18 protein-coding genes are annotated in these 15,317 nt (G+C 66.7%); 6 read left to right on the top strand and 12 right to left on the bottom strand.

The annotated features are described in order from the left end of the window. Window positions 1-51 precede the first annotated feature (51 nt). Both ASE66_RS32275 and ASE66_RS26695 read left to right on the top strand, forming a co-directional pair. Window positions 52-228 carry a DUF1127 domain-containing protein gene (locus ASE66_RS32275; RefSeq protein WP_156412339.1) on the top strand — a complete coding sequence of 59 codons (177 nt, stop codon included), beginning with the start codon at window positions 52-54 and terminating at the stop codon, window positions 226-228. 107 nt (window positions 229-335) lie between these two features. Next, on the top strand, window positions 336-698 hold the full coding sequence (locus tag ASE66_RS26695) for an MmcQ/YjbR family DNA-binding protein (RefSeq protein WP_057192738.1): 363 nt from the start codon (window positions 336-338) through the stop codon (window positions 696-698). Window positions 699-851: 153 nt separating this feature from the next. Here ASE66_RS26695 and ASE66_RS26690 read toward each other — a convergent pair whose 3' ends face one another. The 5 genes from ASE66_RS26690 to ASE66_RS26670 all read right to left on the bottom strand — a co-directional run bounded on the left by ASE66_RS26690 (window position 852) and on the right by ASE66_RS26670 (window position 4,882). Then, the gene (locus tag ASE66_RS26690; protein ID WP_057192737.1) at window positions 852-1,739 is read right to left on the bottom strand and encodes a PhzF family phenazine biosynthesis protein; all 888 of its coding nucleotides are present in this window, start codon (window positions 1,737-1,739) and stop codon (window positions 852-854) included. Between the two features lie 98 nt (window positions 1,740-1,837). Next, window positions 1,838-3,370 (bottom strand): amidase, encoded by a 1,533-nt coding sequence (locus ASE66_RS26685; protein ID WP_057192736.1) that lies wholly within the window; start codon window positions 3,368-3,370, stop codon window positions 1,838-1,840. 61 nt (window positions 3,371-3,431) lie between these two features. Further along, window positions 3,432-3,719, bottom strand: a complete 288-nt coding sequence (gene gatC, locus ASE66_RS26680; RefSeq protein ID WP_057192735.1) for an Asp-tRNA(Asn)/Glu-tRNA(Gln) amidotransferase subunit GatC — start codon at window positions 3,717-3,719, stop codon at window positions 3,432-3,434. A gap of 130 nt (window positions 3,720-3,849) precedes the next feature. After that, a complete protein-coding gene (locus ASE66_RS26675) occupies window positions 3,850-4,548 on the bottom strand; it encodes a metal-dependent hydrolase (protein ID WP_057192734.1) in 699 nt (232 codons plus the stop codon). A 52-nt stretch (window positions 4,549-4,600) separates the two neighbouring features. Next, a complete protein-coding gene (locus tag ASE66_RS26670) occupies window positions 4,601-4,882 on the bottom strand; it encodes a GIY-YIG nuclease family protein (RefSeq protein WP_057192733.1) in 282 nt (93 codons plus the stop codon). A 188-nt stretch (window positions 4,883-5,070) separates the two neighbouring features. On the opposite strand from ASE66_RS26670, the gene ade reads away from it, so the two are divergent. Beyond that, window positions 5,071-6,771 carry an adenine deaminase gene (ade, locus tag ASE66_RS26665; RefSeq protein ID WP_057193424.1) on the top strand — a complete coding sequence of 567 codons (1,701 nt, stop codon included), beginning with the start codon at window positions 5,071-5,073 and terminating at the stop codon, window positions 6,769-6,771. Window positions 6,772-6,888: 117 nt separating this feature from the next. Here the strand turns inward: ade and ASE66_RS26660 are convergent, their stop codons facing one another. From ASE66_RS26660 to ASE66_RS26635, 6 genes are all read right to left on the bottom strand, one after another. Continuing rightward, window positions 6,889-7,854, bottom strand: a complete 966-nt coding sequence (locus ASE66_RS26660) for an Ldh family oxidoreductase (RefSeq protein WP_057192732.1) — start codon at window positions 7,852-7,854, stop codon at window positions 6,889-6,891. Next, entirely contained in the window at window positions 7,851-8,783 is a 933-nt protein-coding gene (locus ASE66_RS26655) for a hydroxyacid dehydrogenase (RefSeq protein WP_057192731.1), read from the bottom strand. The genes ASE66_RS26660 and ASE66_RS26655 overlap by 4 nt, the downstream gene beginning before the upstream one ends. Window positions 8,784-8,807: 24 nt before the next feature. Continuing rightward, window positions 8,808-9,860: a YeiH family protein gene (locus ASE66_RS26650; RefSeq protein ID WP_057192730.1), complete on the bottom strand. Its 1,053-nt coding sequence runs from the start codon at window positions 9,858-9,860 to the stop codon at window positions 8,808-8,810. After that, the gene (locus ASE66_RS26645; RefSeq protein ID WP_244495073.1) at window positions 9,857-10,456 is read right to left on the bottom strand and encodes a GNAT family N-acetyltransferase; all 600 of its coding nucleotides are present in this window, start codon (window positions 10,454-10,456) and stop codon (window positions 9,857-9,859) included. The genes ASE66_RS26650 and ASE66_RS26645 overlap by 4 nt, the downstream gene beginning before the upstream one ends. Window positions 10,457-10,487: 31 nt before the next feature. Beyond that, complete coding sequence (locus ASE66_RS26640) at window positions 10,488-11,639, bottom strand: UxaA family hydrolase (protein WP_057193423.1); 1,152 nt, start codon at window positions 11,637-11,639, stop codon at window positions 10,488-10,490. Window positions 11,640-11,859: 220 nt separating this feature from the next. After that, the gene (locus ASE66_RS26635) at window positions 11,860-12,147 is read right to left on the bottom strand and encodes a UxaA family hydrolase (RefSeq protein WP_057192728.1); all 288 of its coding nucleotides are present in this window, start codon (window positions 12,145-12,147) and stop codon (window positions 11,860-11,862) included. Window positions 12,148-12,246: 99 nt separating this feature from the next. On the opposite strand from ASE66_RS26635, the gene ASE66_RS26630 reads away from it, so the two are divergent. The 3 genes from ASE66_RS26630 to ruvX all read left to right on the top strand — a co-directional run bounded on the left by ASE66_RS26630 (window position 12,247) and on the right by ruvX (window position 14,861). Next, a complete protein-coding gene (locus ASE66_RS26630; RefSeq protein ID WP_244495072.1) occupies window positions 12,247-13,005 on the top strand; it encodes a GntR family transcriptional regulator in 759 nt (252 codons plus the stop codon). A gap of 178 nt (window positions 13,006-13,183) precedes the next feature. Then, window positions 13,184-14,188, top strand: a complete 1,005-nt coding sequence (locus tag ASE66_RS26625) for a tripartite tricarboxylate transporter substrate-binding protein (protein WP_082613750.1) — start codon at window positions 13,184-13,186, stop codon at window positions 14,186-14,188. 148 nt (window positions 14,189-14,336) lie between these two features. Further along, window positions 14,337-14,861: a Holliday junction resolvase RuvX gene (gene ruvX / locus ASE66_RS26620; protein WP_057192726.1), complete on the top strand. Its 525-nt coding sequence runs from the start codon at window positions 14,337-14,339 to the stop codon at window positions 14,859-14,861. Here ruvX and ASE66_RS26615 read toward each other — a convergent pair. After that, entirely contained in the window at window positions 14,836-15,216 is a 381-nt protein-coding gene (locus ASE66_RS26615; protein ID WP_057192725.1) for a hypothetical protein, read from the bottom strand. The genes ruvX and ASE66_RS26615 overlap by 26 nt on opposite strands. Between the last annotated feature and the right edge of the window lie 101 nt (window positions 15,217-15,317).

Here is a 15,317-nt window from a genome sequence, read left to right as displayed (position 1 = left end):
AACCTCCTTCACGCCGTGGGCCGCGTGCCCACGAGCCATGGGGAGGTTGCCATGAACGATACTCCCGCCTCGCTCCTGCGATGCATCCTTGCGACCTGGCACGAGCGCATACGCGCGCGCTGGAAGCTCACGCAAATGGTGCGGGAGAATCCCCATCTGCTCAACGATATCGGCCTGACGAGACAGCAGGTCGAGACGGAGATCGCCAAGCGCTTCTGGCAGCGGTAGGGCGAATCCTGCACGGACGGTGGATCGATCCGTTGCTCCAGACACCAACTGGCCGCCGTTTGGGATATGAGGTGATCCGACCCAGCGCTCCGCGACGGCAGGACATCATGACTCTCGCCGAATACAACGCCTTCTGTGCCGCTTTGCCCGCGACCAGCCATGTCGTGCAATGGGGCGGCGCCGATGTCTGGAAGGTCGGCGGCAAGGTGTTCGCGCTTGGCCGCGACGATGCCGACGGCACGCTCTTCGTCTCGTTCAAATGCTCGCCGATGGCCTATGAGATGCTGCGCGACGCACCTGGCTGCCGCCCGGCTCCCTATCTCGCTTCGCGCGGGATGAAATGGATCCAGCGCTTCTCCGACGAGGGCCTGCCGGACGACGCCTTCCGCGATTATCTGCGCGAGAGCCACCGACTGGTCGCGGCGGGGCTGACGCGCAAGGTGCGTGTGGAGCTGGGGTTCTCGGCCTAATCCCCTCGGTCCAAAAGCGCGAGTCATCCCGGACGGAGCGAAGCGAAGATCCGGGATCCATTCCGGAGCCTTGACGATTGAGGTTCCGGAATGGGTCCCGGGTCTCCCTGCGGTCGCCCGGGACGACGCTCACTTTGTTGAAGAGCGCGTCTCTCACACAGTCGCTTCGCCACGCAGCACCGGCACGCAGCCGCCGCCGACGGTGGCGCGGATCTCGCCGTCGACGCGCCGCGCTGCGACGTGCAGCAGGCTCGGTCGGCCCATCTCGATGCCCTGCGCGATCTCGAAGGCAAGGCGGTCCTTGTCGGAGAGCGACAAAGTCAGAGCCGCCAGCGTCGCGCTGGCGCTGCCGGTCGCGGGATCCTCCCAGGTGCCGGCAAGCGGCGCGAACATGCGGGCGCGGACGCTGTTGCCATCCCAGGCGTAGAAGAAGATCGACAAGCGCCCCTCAAGGGCCGGATTGGTCTGTTCGAGTCGACGATAGGCGGCGATATCCGGCAGCGCGCGCGTCAGCGCCTCCGGCGTGACCTCGGCCAGGACGAACTTGACCCCGACCGAGGCCTGCTGCGGCTGATGGCGCCCGGTGAGGACATCCTTGGGGCTGAGCCCGGCGCAGGCGGCGATCGCGTCAGCCGGCAGCTGGATGCCGAGCGAGAGCGCCTGCGGAGCGGCAATGGTCGCACCTGTCACCAGCCCGGCGGCATCGCGCGCGATCCGGACCTCGACGAGGCCGGCCAGCTCCTCGAACAGCAGGATGCCATCGCGGTCGCGGCCATGGCCGGCGAGCACGCAGGCGGTGCCGACATTGGGATGGCCGGCGAAGGGCATCTCGGCAGTGCGATGGAAGATGCGGACGCGCGCCGTGTTGGCCGGATCACTCGGCGGCAGCACGAAGGTGGTCTCGCTATAGTTCATCTCCGCCGCCAGCGCCTGCATCTCGGCATCGGAGAGGCCGCGCGCATCGGTGAAGACGGCGAGCTGGTTGCCGCCGAAGCGGGTGCCGGTGAAGACGTCGACGGTCTCGAACGGATAGGACGGCATGGCGGTCTCCGGCAGCCTGATCAGGCGCGGAGACTGCCACCCGTAATCGCGCGAGAGAAATCAGGATTCGGAATGCGACCGATCAAGCGGCGGCGGGCTCAGGCCCACCAACGCTCCGTTACCGGGAAGTGGCCGGCGGCCTCTTCGATCACCTGGCCGAGCGAGAACAGCGTCTCCTCGTCGAAGGGCCGGCCGATCAGCTGCAGGCCGAGCGGCAGGCCCTGGCTGTCGAGACCGGCCGGCACGGCAATCCCCGGCAGGCCGGCCATGTTCACGGTCACCGTGAAGACGTCGTTGAGATACATCTCGACCGGGTCGGCCGAGCCCTTCTCGCCGATGCCGAAGGCGGCGGATGGCGTCGCCGGTGTCAGAACCGCGTCGATACCCTGGTCGTAGACAGCTTCAAAATCGCGCTTGATCAGCGTGCGCACCTTCTGGGCGCGCAGGTAGTAGGCGTCGTAATAGCCCGAGGACAGCACATAGGTGCCGATCATGATGCGGCGCCTGACCTCTGCGCCGAAGCCGGCGGCGCGGGTCTTCTCGTACATCTCGACGATGTCGCGGCCTTGCTCGCGCAGGCCATAGCGGACGCCGTCATAGCGGGCGAGGTTGGACGAGGCTTCGGCGGGCGCGACGATGTAATAGGCCGGCAGCGCGTATTTGGCGTGCGGCAGCGAGATCTCGACGATCTCGGCGCCGGCCGCCTTCAGCCAGTCGATGCCCTGCTGCCAGAGCGCATCGATCTCGGCGTTCAGGCCCTCCAGGCGATACTCCCGGGGGATGCCGATCTTCATGCCCTTGACCGAGCGGCCGACGGAGGCCTCGTAGTCCGGCACAGCGCGATCGACCGAGGTGGTGTCCTTCGGATCATGCCCGGCCATGGAGCGCAGCATCACGGCGCAGTCACGCACGGTCTTGCCGATCGGCCCGGCCTGGTCGAGCGAGGAGGCAAAAGCGACGATGCCCCAGCGCGAGCAGCGGCCATAGGTCGGCTTGATGCCGACCGCGCCGGTGAAGGCGGCAGGCTGGCGGATCGAGCCGCCCGTATCGGTCGCAGTCGCAGCGAGGCAGAGATGCGCGGCAACCGCCGCAGCCGAGCCGCCGGAGGAGCCGCCGGGCACCAGATGATTGCCCTCTATCGCGCCGGCAGCGCCGGCCCCGACATTCGAGCCCAGCCCTACGTTGGAGCCTTTGCGCCGCCAGGGATTGACCACCGGCCCGAAGGCCGAGCTCTCGTTCGACGAGCCCATGGCGAACTCGTCGTTGTTGAGCTTGCCGAGCATGACGGCTCCATCGCGCCAGAGCTGGCTCGACACTGTCGATTCATAGGCCGGCACGAAATTACCGAGGATCTTCGAACAGGCGGTAGTGCGCACGCCCTTGGTCGCGAACAGATCCTTGATACCGAGCGGCAGGCCCTCGAGCGGACCAGCTTCGCCCTTGGCGAGCTTCTCGTCGGAGGCGGCGGCCTGCTTCAGCGCGTGCTCGGGCGTCTCCAGCACATAGGCATTGAGCGCCCGCGCCTGCTCGACGGCGGCGATATGCGCCTTGGCGAGCTCGGTGGCAGAGAACTGCTTGGCCTTCAGCCCGTCGCGGGCGTCGGTCAGGGTCAGGCGGGTAAGATCGGTCACGGCGAATATCCGTAAAACGTATGCGGTCGGGCGATGATGGTGAGCGGAGCGCCTCAGGCGCTCACTCGATCACCTTCGGCACCATGAAGTAGTCGTCCTCGGAGGCCGGCGCATTGGCGACGATCTCGTCGGCGATCTCGCCGTCGGTCACGATGTCCTGGCGCTTCTTCATCACCATCGGCGTGACCGAGGTCATTGGCTCGACGCCTGTTACATCGACCTCGTTGAGCAGCTCGACGAAGCCGAGGATGGCGTTGAGCTCGCCTTGCAGCTTCGGCACGTCCGCATCATCGACGGCGATGCGCGAGAGATGCGCGACGCGTTTGACGGTGGCGGCGTCGACCGACATGGGCGGGCTCCTGTTGGGATCGGCTGAACAAGCCGGATATGGGTTGCCTGCGCTATAGCGCGCGGGCCGCCAGTAAGTAAGCACTTACTTGCGGCCCGCTGGTTGTGCGCCCCTCGCAATGACGGTGGTGTCAGACCGCCGCAGCCCTGCCCTTCTCCGGCACCAGCGCCTCGATGCCGCTGCCCCTCAATCCCTCGACGAACACCGCCGCGTCCTGGGCGATGATCGGGAAGGAGCCGTAATGGCAGGGGATCGCGACCTTCGGCTTGACGAAGCGGGTCATTGCCAGCGCTGCCGTCTTGGCGCCCATGGTGAAGCGGTCGCCGATCGGGCAGATGCAGATCTCGACGCCATGCAGCTCGGCGAGCAGCGCCATGTCGGAGAAGATGTCGGTGTCGCCCATGTGCCAGAGCGTCTTCTCGCCCGCAGCCTTGATGATCGCGCCATTGGCGCTGCCGACCGGGACGCTCACGCCCGCCTCGCCCATGCCGGCCGAATGGTCGGCCCGGACCAGCGTCACCGAAAAGGCGCCGAGGTCGACGGTGCCGCCGGTATTCATCGGCTGGAATTTCTTCAGCCCCTTCGAGGCGAGGTGCATGCACAGATCGTAATTGGTTATCACGGTGGCGTCGTTCGCCGCGGCAATGGCGAGCGTGTCGCCGACATGGTCGCCGTGGCCGTGGGTGACGACGATATGGCTGACGCCCTTGCTGGCCGCAGCGACATCGCCCTCGAAAGCCGGATTGCCGGTGAAGAACGGATCGATCAGGACCGAGGCGCCGGGCAGGTCGAGCCGAAACGCCGAATGGCCGAACCAGGTGAGCTGCATGATGGTCTCCGCGAAAAGGCTGTGCCGGCAGGGTATAGCCGGGCTGGCCGGTTCAATCGAGATGCACGGTTGAATACAGGTCGTTCCAGTCGGGATTGGCGCGTTCGATCAAGGCGATTTTCCAGGAGCGACGCCAATGTTTCATGCGCTTCTCGTGGGCGATCGCCTCGACGGGGTCGGCGAAGGGTTCAGCGTAGACGAGCCGCACGCCATAACGCCGGGCGAACTCGGAACCTCGACCGTCGCGGTGCTCTTCAATGCGTTTCGATAGGGATTTCGTGACGCCGACATACAATGTGCCATTCTTCTGGCTCGCCAGAATGTAGAGCCACATAGTCGTACCCAATATCCGAGTCGTCCCGGGCGGAGCGAAGCGCAGACCCGGGACCCATGCCTGACCATGGCGAGACTAGCTTCTCCGCCGACAAAATCGAGCTTCCCTGGATCGAGGTTCCGGCATGGGTCCCGGGTCTCCCTTCGGTCGCCCGGGACGACCACCGCTTTTGGATCGAAAGGTTTTCCATGACCGATGCAGCCACCCTCGCCCGCCGGATCGCGCAAGGACGCGGCGATGAGCCGGCCGATCTCGTCATCCGCGGCGCAAAGCTGTTCGACCTCGTCTCGGGCGACCTCGTCGAAACCGATATCGCGCTCTGCGGCGACACCATCGTCGGCACCCATGGCCGTTATGAGGGAAAGACGACGTTCGATGCCCCAGGACTGATCGCCGTGCCCGGCTTCATCGACACGCATCTGCACGTCGAATCCTCGCTGGTCACCCCGCTCGAATTCGAGCGCTGCGTGCTGCCGCACGGCGTCACCACCGCGATCTGCGACCCGCACGAGATCTCCAATGTGCTCGGCGCCGAGGGCATCCGCTATTTCCTCGCCTGCGCCGAAGAGATGCGCATGGATCTGCGCGTCCAGCTCTCGAGCTGCGTGCCGGCGACGCATCTGGAGACGGCCGGCGCGGCGCTCGAGGCCGCCGATCTCACCCCGTTCATGGACCACCCCAAGGTGATCGGCCTCGCCGAGTTCATGAACTTCCCTGGCGTGCTTCATCGCGACCCCGGCTGCCTCGCCAAGCTGGAAGCATTTTCACACCGGCATATCGATGGCCATGCGCCGCTGGTCCGCGGTCTCGACCTCAATGGCTATCTCTCTGCCGGCATTCGAACCGACCATGAGACCACGACGGCCGAGGAGGCCCGCGAAAAGCTCGCCAAGGGCATGGCGATCCTGATCCGCGAAGGCTCGGTCTCGAAGGATCTGCACGCGCTGATCCCGCTGATCACCCGCGATGCCTCGCCCTTCCTCGCCTTCTGCACCGACGACCGCAACCCACTCGACATCGCCGAGGAAGGCCATCTCGACTACATGATCCGCACCGCGATCGCACACGGGGCCGACATCCTCGCGACCTATCGCGTAGCCAGCCTCTCGGCGGCGCGCAATTTCGGCCTGTTCGATCGCGGCTTCATCGGTCCCGGCAAGCGCGCCGACATCGTGCTGGTCGACGATCTCGCCGCCTGCCGTGTCAAACAGGTCTTCGCCGGCGGCAGGCTGGTCGAGGACGGTCTGTTCGCCGATCGGAAGGCGGTTTCAGCGGTCGGCTTGCACAGCGTCCGCAGCCGCAAGCTCGCGCCGGAGGATTTCACGGTGAAGGCTCGCAACGGCGAGACGCCGGTGATCGGCGTCGTGCCCGGCCGGATCATCACCGAGCGGCTGTCCATGCGATTGCCGTCGCGTGATGGCGTCGCCCTGCCCGATCTCGAGCAGGATGCCGTCAAGGTCACGGTGATCGAGCGTCATGGCCGCAATGGCGGCATCGCCAGCGGCTTCGTCCATGGCTTCGGCATGAGGCATGGCGCCATCGCCTCCTCGGTCGGGCATGACAGCCATAATCTCTGCGTCGTCGGCGTCGACGAGGCTTCGATGGCGGCGGCGGCAAACCGGCTGATCGAGACCGGCGGCGGCTTCGCCGTGGCCGATGGCGGCAAGGTCACGGCGGAGCTCGCACTGCCCGTCGCGGGGCTGATGAGCGACCAGCCGTTCGAGACGGTGCGGCACGGTTTGGAAGGCTTGCGTGCGGCGGCGAAGGCGCTCGGCGTCGTGCTGGCAGAGCCCTTCCTGCAGGTCGCTTTCCTGACGCTGCCGGTGATCCCGCATCTGAAGATCACCGACAAAGGGCTTGTCGATGTTGATCGATTCGATTTCGTGTAATCTTCGCCGTCATTCTCCGGCGCAGCGCAGACCCGAGAATCTCATGACGAGATGGCGCTTGTTGGCGCCTCATCCTGCCTGAGATGCTCGGGTCAAGCCCGAGCATGACGGCGCGGCTCAGAGAGCGACCTCGATCCCTTCTGCCCGCGCCTTGGCCCGCAGAGCATAGCGCCGCATGCCGGGCAGCCTTGTTCCCGGCTGCTCCTCGATCGCATGGGTCAGCATCCGCATGCGCTCGGCGAACCAGTTGCCGCCCATGCCCGCCGGGTCGATGGCGAGGATGAGCTGGCCGGTGTCGGGCGGGCCGCCCTTGTCGTCGAGGAAGGATGACGCCTGGAAGGCGAAATGGGTGCCGACCAGCGCGGCGGCGAGGATCTCGACCATCATCGCGAGCGTCGCGCCCTTGGCGTCGCCGAGCGGGACCATGGTGCCGGCGATCGCCGCCGCCGGGTCGGTGGTCGGCTTGCCGGCGGCGTCGAGCGCCCAGCCCTCCGGAATTGCTTCGCCCTTCTGCCTGGCGGCGACGATCGGTCCGCGCGCCACCTTGGACAGCGCCATGTCGATCACCAGCGGCTCGCGGCCCGGTAACGGTGCTGCAAACGCGATCGGGTTGGTGCCGAAGACCGGTTTGGCTCCACCCCAGGGCGCCATCGCGCCGGGTGTGTTGGCGAAGAGCAGCGCGACGAGCCCCTGCTCGGCCAGCCGCTCGACATGCAGGCCGGCGGCGCCGCAATGGTTGGAGCGGCGGATCGGCGCGGCGGCGATGCCTTGCTTCCGGGCGATCTCGGGCAGTTCGATCACCGCAAGGTCGATCGCCGGATAGGCGAAGCCATGGGCGGCGTCGATCGCCAGCACGCCGGGCTTGGGCTGGCGCGCGATCGGCACGGCCTCGCCGTCGATCTTGCCGGAGCGCAGCATGGAAATGTAAGTCGGCACGCGCGAGAGGCCGTGGCCCTTCAACCCGTCCGCCTCGGCCATGACCAGCGCCAGCGCGACCGAAGCGGCATTGGCAGGCGAGGCGCCGGCCTCGATGAAGAGGTCCGCGACCTTCTGCTCGGCCGCTTCCAGCGACAGCCGTGTCATGCTCTGCCCTCCAGAGCCGCGATGACCCGCTCGGCGACGAGGCCGGAGACCCGCCCGTTCGATTCGACCGTGTTGCCGGCGATATGCGGCGTCAGGATCAAATTGGGCGTGCCGGCGAAGAGTTTTGCGCCGTCGGCCTTGAGCGGCTCCTGCTCGAACACGTCGAGCGCCGCGCCGCCGAGGCGCCCGCCCTTCAGCGCCGCGACCAGCGCCGCCTCGTCCATGATGCCGCCACGAGCAGCATTGATCAGGATGGCGTCGGGCTTCATCCTGGCGAAGGCAGCCTCGCCGATCACACCGCGCGTCTCCGGCGTCAGCGGGAGATGGATCGAGATCACGTCGGAGGTCGCAAGCAGCGCGTCGAGCTCGAGCTTCTCGACGCCCTGCCAGACCGGTGCGTCCGCTGAAACGTAGGGATCATACGCTGCGACGGTCATGCCGAGCGCCTTCGCATGGCGGGCCACGTCGCGCGCGATCGCGCCAAAGCCGACCAGGCCCATGCGCTTGCCGGCGATCTCGCGGCCGATCAACTTGGTCTTCGGGAATTCGCCGGCCAGCATGGCGGCATTGGCGAAATATGCGCCGCGCAGCAGCGTCATCGCCGTGCCGATCACATACTCGACCACGGACAGGCTGTTGGCGCCCGTCGCCGGGAAGACCTGGATGCCGCGCGCCGAGCAGGCCTCCATGTCGATATTGTCGAGCCCGACGCCGAGCCGGCCGACGACCTTGAGGTTCTTCGCGCCCGCCAGCAGCGCGCCGCGAACCTGCGTCTGGTTGCGCACGATCAGCGCCGGGATATCGACCATAAGACGCGCGAGCTCGTCGGGCTTGCCGAAAAGATCGGGATCGTGATGCACGCTGTAGCGCGCCTTCAGCGCCGCGACCGCCGCCTCGTCCATGAATTCGGTGATGACGATGTCGGTCATGGCACTTTCCGCTGTGAGTTTCGATCAGCCGAGCAGGATGATCCCGCCTGTGGCGACGACGAGGATGACGAGGCTGGTGCCGGTAACCACGGCGAGATGGCGCCAGCCGAGCCGGGCCATCGCTGCGATCGAGGTTCCCAGGCCGAGCGCGGCGATCGCGATCAGCAGGCCCCAGCGCGAGACCTCGAGCAGGATGTCGCGGATCGGCAGGTAGATGCCGGCGAGCCCGGCCTGCGTGCTCAGCACGCTGTTGACCACGCACATGACCAGGAAGACGAAGGCGAAGACCGGAACCGGCACCTTGGCATCGCCATGGGTCTCGCCATGGCGGGTCAGCCACCAGCCGACGATCAGCACGGCGGGCAGCAGCAGGAAGACCCGGAACAGCTTGACGATCACCGCCGCGTTCGCCGCCTCGTCCGAGACCGCCTGGCCGGCGCCGACGACCTGCGCGACATCATGGATGGTCGCCCCCAGCATCACGCCGGTCTGCTGCTGCGAGAGGCCGAGCCAGACGCAGAGCAGCGGATAGGCCAGCATCGCGATCGTCGCGAGCACGTTCATCGCGATCACGGTGAAGGCGGTGTCGGCGGCCTTGTCGCGATAATCGGGCACGACGGTGGATGTGGCGAGGGCAGCCGAGGCGCCACAGACCGCCGTGGCGACGCCGGCGAGAGCACCGACGCCGGGCTCGCGGCCGAGCAACCGTGCCAGCGCGAAGCCGCAGACCACGGTCGCCACCATGGAGATGACGACAAGCAGGGCCGTGCCCAGGCCGAGTGCGATGATATCGCCGAGCGCAACGCGCAGGCCGAGCAGCGCGATCGCCCAGCGCAGCAGCTTCTTGACGCAGAACGTCATGCCCGGGAGGAAGCGATGCGTACTCGCGACCGGATGCAGCGCCATGCCGATCACCAGCGCGATGACCACCGCCGGGATGCCGACGCGTCCACCGGCGAGCTGCTTCAGGACGGGCTCGGCCAGCACGGAGGCGACCGCCACCGCCGCCGAGAGCGCGATGCCCGGCAGGAGCGGACCAAGGCCTTTCGCCAGGCGCGGGACGGCTGCTTCGGTCATGATTGCAAATCGATCCGGTACATCAGTCGTTCCCCGGGTCCGTAGAACGGAGCGACGAAATTCTCGATGAAACGCCCGCCATTCTTCTCGATGATCCGCCGCGAGGCCGCATTATCGGCGTCGCAGGTGATCTTGACGAAGGGCAGGCCGATGGTGCGGGCCTCGGCAAGCACAGCCGCAAGGGCCGCGCTGGCATAGCCGTTTCCGGCATGGTTCGGCAGGATGGTGTAGCCGACATGGCCGAGCACATGCGACGGCAGCTCCGTGACCGGCCTGCCGGCATCGTCCTCCTGCCAGCGCAGGTTGATGCTGCCGACGAAGGGGCGCTCCGGCCGATCGGTCGCGATGATCCAGCGGATGATGTCCGGCAGGCGCGCGACCTCGCTGCCATCGTGCAGGCGGATCTTGCCGCCGCGCCCGGTCAGGCCGGACAGGAAGGCGTCCGGATCGGCCGCGATCGCCGCGAGCTGCTCGGGCGCGACGTTGCGCATCGTGTTCGGGGACCAGCCCGCCTCCAAGGCACGGACATAGGCGGGCAACACGTCCCGCCCCGGCGCATGCAATGAAGCGATCCTGGAAACGATCCTGTCCGACACTTTTGCCTCGTCGCGCCCGGAGAGCTGTTGCTCAGGCGCTGCGGTATAGCTTGGTCATCGAGAACTCACGATGGCCGAGCGCCTCGGCAGCCGTGAGGCGGCCATTCGCCGTGCGCACGATGTTCTCGATCAGGGCATCACCGGCCTGCGGGATGGTGAGATCGCGACGCAGGATGCCGGATACGTCGACATCGATGTGCTCGGGCATGGTGCGCATCGTCTTCGGGTTGCCGGTGATCTTGATGACCGGGACGATCGGATTGCCGATGACGTTGCCCTGCCCGGTCGGGAAGGTGTGCACGACATAGCCGCCCGCCGCCATCAATGTCACGCACTCGGCCGCCGCCGAGGAGGTGTCCATGTAGTAGAGGCCAGGCCCCTTCTCCGGCGCCTGCGCCGGCTCCAGGATGTCGATGAACTTGCACTCGCGGCCGATCTTCTCGAGGTTGCCGAGCGCCTTTTCCTCGATCGTGGTCAGGCCGCCGGCGATGTTGCCCTTGGTCGGCTGCGAATCGGAAAGGTCGTCGGTCTTGTGGGCCTCGATGACGTCGTCCTGATAGGCCTTCCACATCTTGTACCAGCGCTCGCCCACTTCCGGGGTGGCCGCGCGCGCCTTGCAGAGATGCTCGGCGCCGGTGATCTCCGAGGTCTCGCCGAAGACGCCGTAGACGCCGCGCGGGATCCACTTGTCGTACATGTTGCCGACGGTCGGGCAGGAGGACAGGCCGGTGGTCGTGTCCGACTCACCGCACTTGGTGGAGACCCAGAGCTCCTCGATGCCGCACTTCACGCGCTGCAATTCGGTCGCCCACTGCACGAACTCCTTGGCGACATAGGAGGCCTTGGCGATGGTGGCGATGTCGCCATGGCCCTCGATGCCGAAGCCGACCACCGGCTTACCGGTCTTGGCGATGCCGTCGACGACGCGCTTGGTCCAGCCATCCTCGATGCCGATGACGATGACGGCGGCGACGTTCGGGTTCGAGCCGGTGCCGATCAGCGTGCGGAAATGGATCTCGAGATCCTCGCCGAACTGCAGGCGGCCATAGGCGTGCGGAATCGCGAGCGTGCCCTTGATGTTGTTGGCGACGGCCTCGCAGGCGGCGTTGGAAAGATCGTCGAGCGGCAGCAGCAGCACATGGTTGCGCACACCGACGCGATCATTCTCACGGCGCCAGCCCATGAAGGAATCGAGGCTGCGGCCGGTCGGGCGCTTGACGAAGGGCGTCTTGAACTCGGGCGCCTCGATCTTGCGACCCTTCACCCGGGCGAGCTTGCCTTTGACGAGGTCGAAATTGGCGACGATGGAGGACATTGGCGTTTCCTGGACGGTTGCGGGCTCGACCTGGCGGGAGCCCGGAGATCGGGATGGACGACTGCCGGCGCTCACCAGCGCCTGACGTTCACCAACGCTTGGTCTTGGCGTTGTGGACGTGGAGATGTTCGCCCTGCTTCACGTCGGCCTTGGCCACGCCGATGTCCTGGCCGTATTTCCAGAGCGTGTCGCCCTTCTTGATATCCTTGAGCGCGACCTTGTGTCCGATCGGGATGTCCATCTTGGCGGCCAGACGGAAGTCGGAATTGTCGTGCGTCACGACACAGAGCATGTCGGTCCCGGCCTTCAGGCCTTCGACGACGACGACGCCGACCGTGTCCTTCTTCTCGTGCACCAGCAGATGCGGCTTGCTCATGGCGAACTCCCCTGACCGATTTCGTGACCTGCACGCCGACCCATCTGCGAAATCGGGCTCGACGTGGCTGCGCCCAAGTCTTATATAAGACATATGAGTGTGCACAAGCTCGAAATCGCAGGACAGCCGCGAGAGCCCGATAAGCCGGAGGCGCTGGGCTTCCGGCCGCTCTATCGGCAGGTGAAGGCGATCTTCGTGCGCCGGCTGGTCGATGGCGTCTGGGCGCCCGGGGCAGTGCTGCCGAGCGAGGGCCAGCTCGCCGCCGAGATCGGCGTCAGCCAAGGCACGGTGCGCAAGGCGCTCGACGAGCTCGCTGCCGAGAACCTCGTGGTGCGGCGCCAAGGCCGCGGCACCTTCGTCGCCGAGCATGACGAGCGCCGCATCCTGTTCCAGTTCTTCAAGCTGGCGCCCGATCGCGGCGAACCGCGCTTTCCCGACAGCGTCGTCCTCTCAGTGACGACCGGTCCGGCCAGCGAGGCGGAACGCGCGGCGCTGGACCTGGCCGAGGGTGCCGCCGTCATCCGCATCCGCCGGCAGCGCGCCTTCGATGGCGCGCCGCTGATCGTCGAGACACTCAGCCTGCCGCAGCAGCTCTTCCCGGGGCTGGAGAACGGGCCGATCCCGAACAATCTCTACAGCCTCTATGCGGGGCACTACGGCATCACCATCGCCAATGCGCGCGAGCGGCTGAAGGCGGTGGCGCTCTGCGCAGACGATGCCGCGGCACTCGGCGTCCCCACCGGCGAGCCGGCCCTGCAGATCGACCGCATCGCCCTGTCGCTCGACGGCACGCCGGTGGAGCACAGGCTCAGCCTGTGCCTGACCCAGGAGGTTCACTACCTGTCTGACCTTCGCTGAACCGCCCCGTTCCACAGGCGCGCTTGAGCATCGGTTGATTTATAATCGACGCAACATCAATTTGTTGCCCCATATTTATAAAGTTTCGCTCGAAGCAGAGCGACCCAAGCTCGAGGACCACACGGCCCGAGATTTCGACCAAGCCGACGCAGAGCGGCCGCCACACCGGAGGAAACGAATGATCGCCAATTTCCGCAGATTCCTTACGACGCGCCGCGGCGCCCTGGCAGGACTGTTCCTGCTGGGGTTAGGCACGCCTGCCTTGGCCCAAGGCTTTCCGAACAAGCCGATCACGCTGATCGTGCCGTTCGCCGCCGGCGGGCCCAGCGACGTGATCGCGCGCCTGCTCGGCGAGCATATGGGCCGGACGCTCGGCCAGCAGATCATCGTCGAGAACATCGCCGGCGCAGGCGGGACGGCCGGCGCCAAACGCCTCGTCGCGGCCGAAGCTGACGGGCACACGCTGCTGATCCATCATCTCGCGCTCGCCGCCGCGCCGGCGCTCTACGCCAACCTCGGCTACGACACGCAGACCGCCTTCGCACCGGTCGGCCTCGTCAACACCGGGCCGATGGTGATCGCCGGCAAGCTTGCTCTGCCCCCGGTCGATGGCAAGGCCTTCTTCCCCTACGCCAAGCAACAGGCCGAGAAGCTTACCGTCGCCCATGCCGGTGTCGGCTCGAACGCGCATCTGTGCGCCGTGCTGATCTCGCAGGCGCTGGGCGTCAAGCTCGCCCAGGTCGCCTATCGCGGCACCGGCCCGGCAATGAACGACCTCGTCGGCGGCCAGGTCGACGTGCTCTGCGACCAGTCGACCACGGCAGTGCCGCAGATCCAGGGCGACAAGATCCGCGCCTATGCCGTGACCTCGCCGGAGCGTCTCGGCGTGCTGCCGAACGTTCCGACTACGCGCGAAGCCGGCACCGAGATCGACATGACGATCTGGCACGGGCTGTACGCGCCGAAGGGCACGCCGGCCGCGGCGCTCGACAAGCTCAACGGCGCGCTGCAGGCGGCACTGAAGGAGCCGGCCGTGCTTGAACGCTTCAAGGCTGTCGGCACCAGCGCCTTCCCGCCGGCCGAATGGACCCGCGAAGCCCACGCCAAGCGCTTCGCCGCCGAGGTCGCAAAATGGGGCGCGGCGCTGAAGGCGGCAGGCCTGACGCCGCAGAACGCCAACTGAGTTAGAGCTTTTCCGCATTCTTCGAAGTGCGGGAAGCTCTAAGCTTCTGTTCTATCGCATTTTCTTCACGCGAACTGGTATCCACTTCGCTCGAAAATGCTCAAGCGGGCCGCTCGCCTAGGCGGGCGTCCCGTGCTACCCGCCACAGATGGCCAACAACCTCGTCGCCCTGGACCAGTTCCTTGCCTTGCCCGAGCACGCCCGCCTGCTCGGGCTCGATCTCGGCACCAAGACGATCGGGCTCGCCCTCTCCGATGTCGAGCGCCGGATCGCGTCGCCGTTGGAGACGATCAAGCGCGTCAAGTTCAAGCTGGATGCGATGGCGCTGCTGAAGGTGGCAGAGCGGCATGCGATCGCCGGATTGGTGATCGGCCTGCCACTCAACATGGACGGAACGGAAGGGCCGCGGGTGCAATCGACCCGGGCCTTCGTGCGCAACCTCGCGCCGCTGACATCGTTGCCGATCGTGTTCTGGGACGAGCGGATGTCGACGCTCGCAGTCACCCGCACATTGCTTGATGCCGACGCCTCGCGCGCCCGGCGAGCCGCGGTCGTCGACAAGATGGCGGCAGCCTACATCCTGCAGGGTGCTCTCGACCGGCTCGCCCGCCTCGAATCGGATGCGAGCGGGCCGGAAGACGATTGGGCTACTGAAGAAGATAACCGCGCTTGATCGCCTTCTTCTGCGCGTCGCGCTGGTTCTTGATCGCCCGCTTCTGGTCTTCGATGCTCATCCCGGCCAGCGGATTGCCGGGGTCGGGCCCACGCCGGTAGCCGCCGCCGTCCCGGCCATAGCGGCGGTCGTCGCGCCCGTAGCCTCGATCATCGCGCCCATAGCCTCGATCGTCGCGCCGGCCCTGATTGTAGCCGCGGTCGTGACCTCGGTCATAGCCAGGGCGCTCGTTCCGGCGGTCATAACGGCGATCGTAGCCGTCATTGTAGTATTGGGCCATTGCCGCGCCGGAGCAGAACATCGCCAGGGCGACCGCGCCACAGCCGGACAGCAGCGTCTTGAGCGAGGGTTTCATCGTCAGTCTCCAAGGTCGACAAGGCAATGACTCCGGGATCGGAGCCGCTTGGTCCGGCGCGCCGCGAAAAGGGCCGCCCCGCCATGCGACGGAAGCGACCC

The organism is Allobosea sp. Root483D1, assembly GCF_001429505.1.
Lineage (GTDB): Bacteria > Pseudomonadota > Alphaproteobacteria > Rhizobiales > Beijerinckiaceae > Allobosea.
Note: the sequence above shows the minus strand (reverse complement) of the source record. Positions and strands in the feature narration are given on the sequence as shown.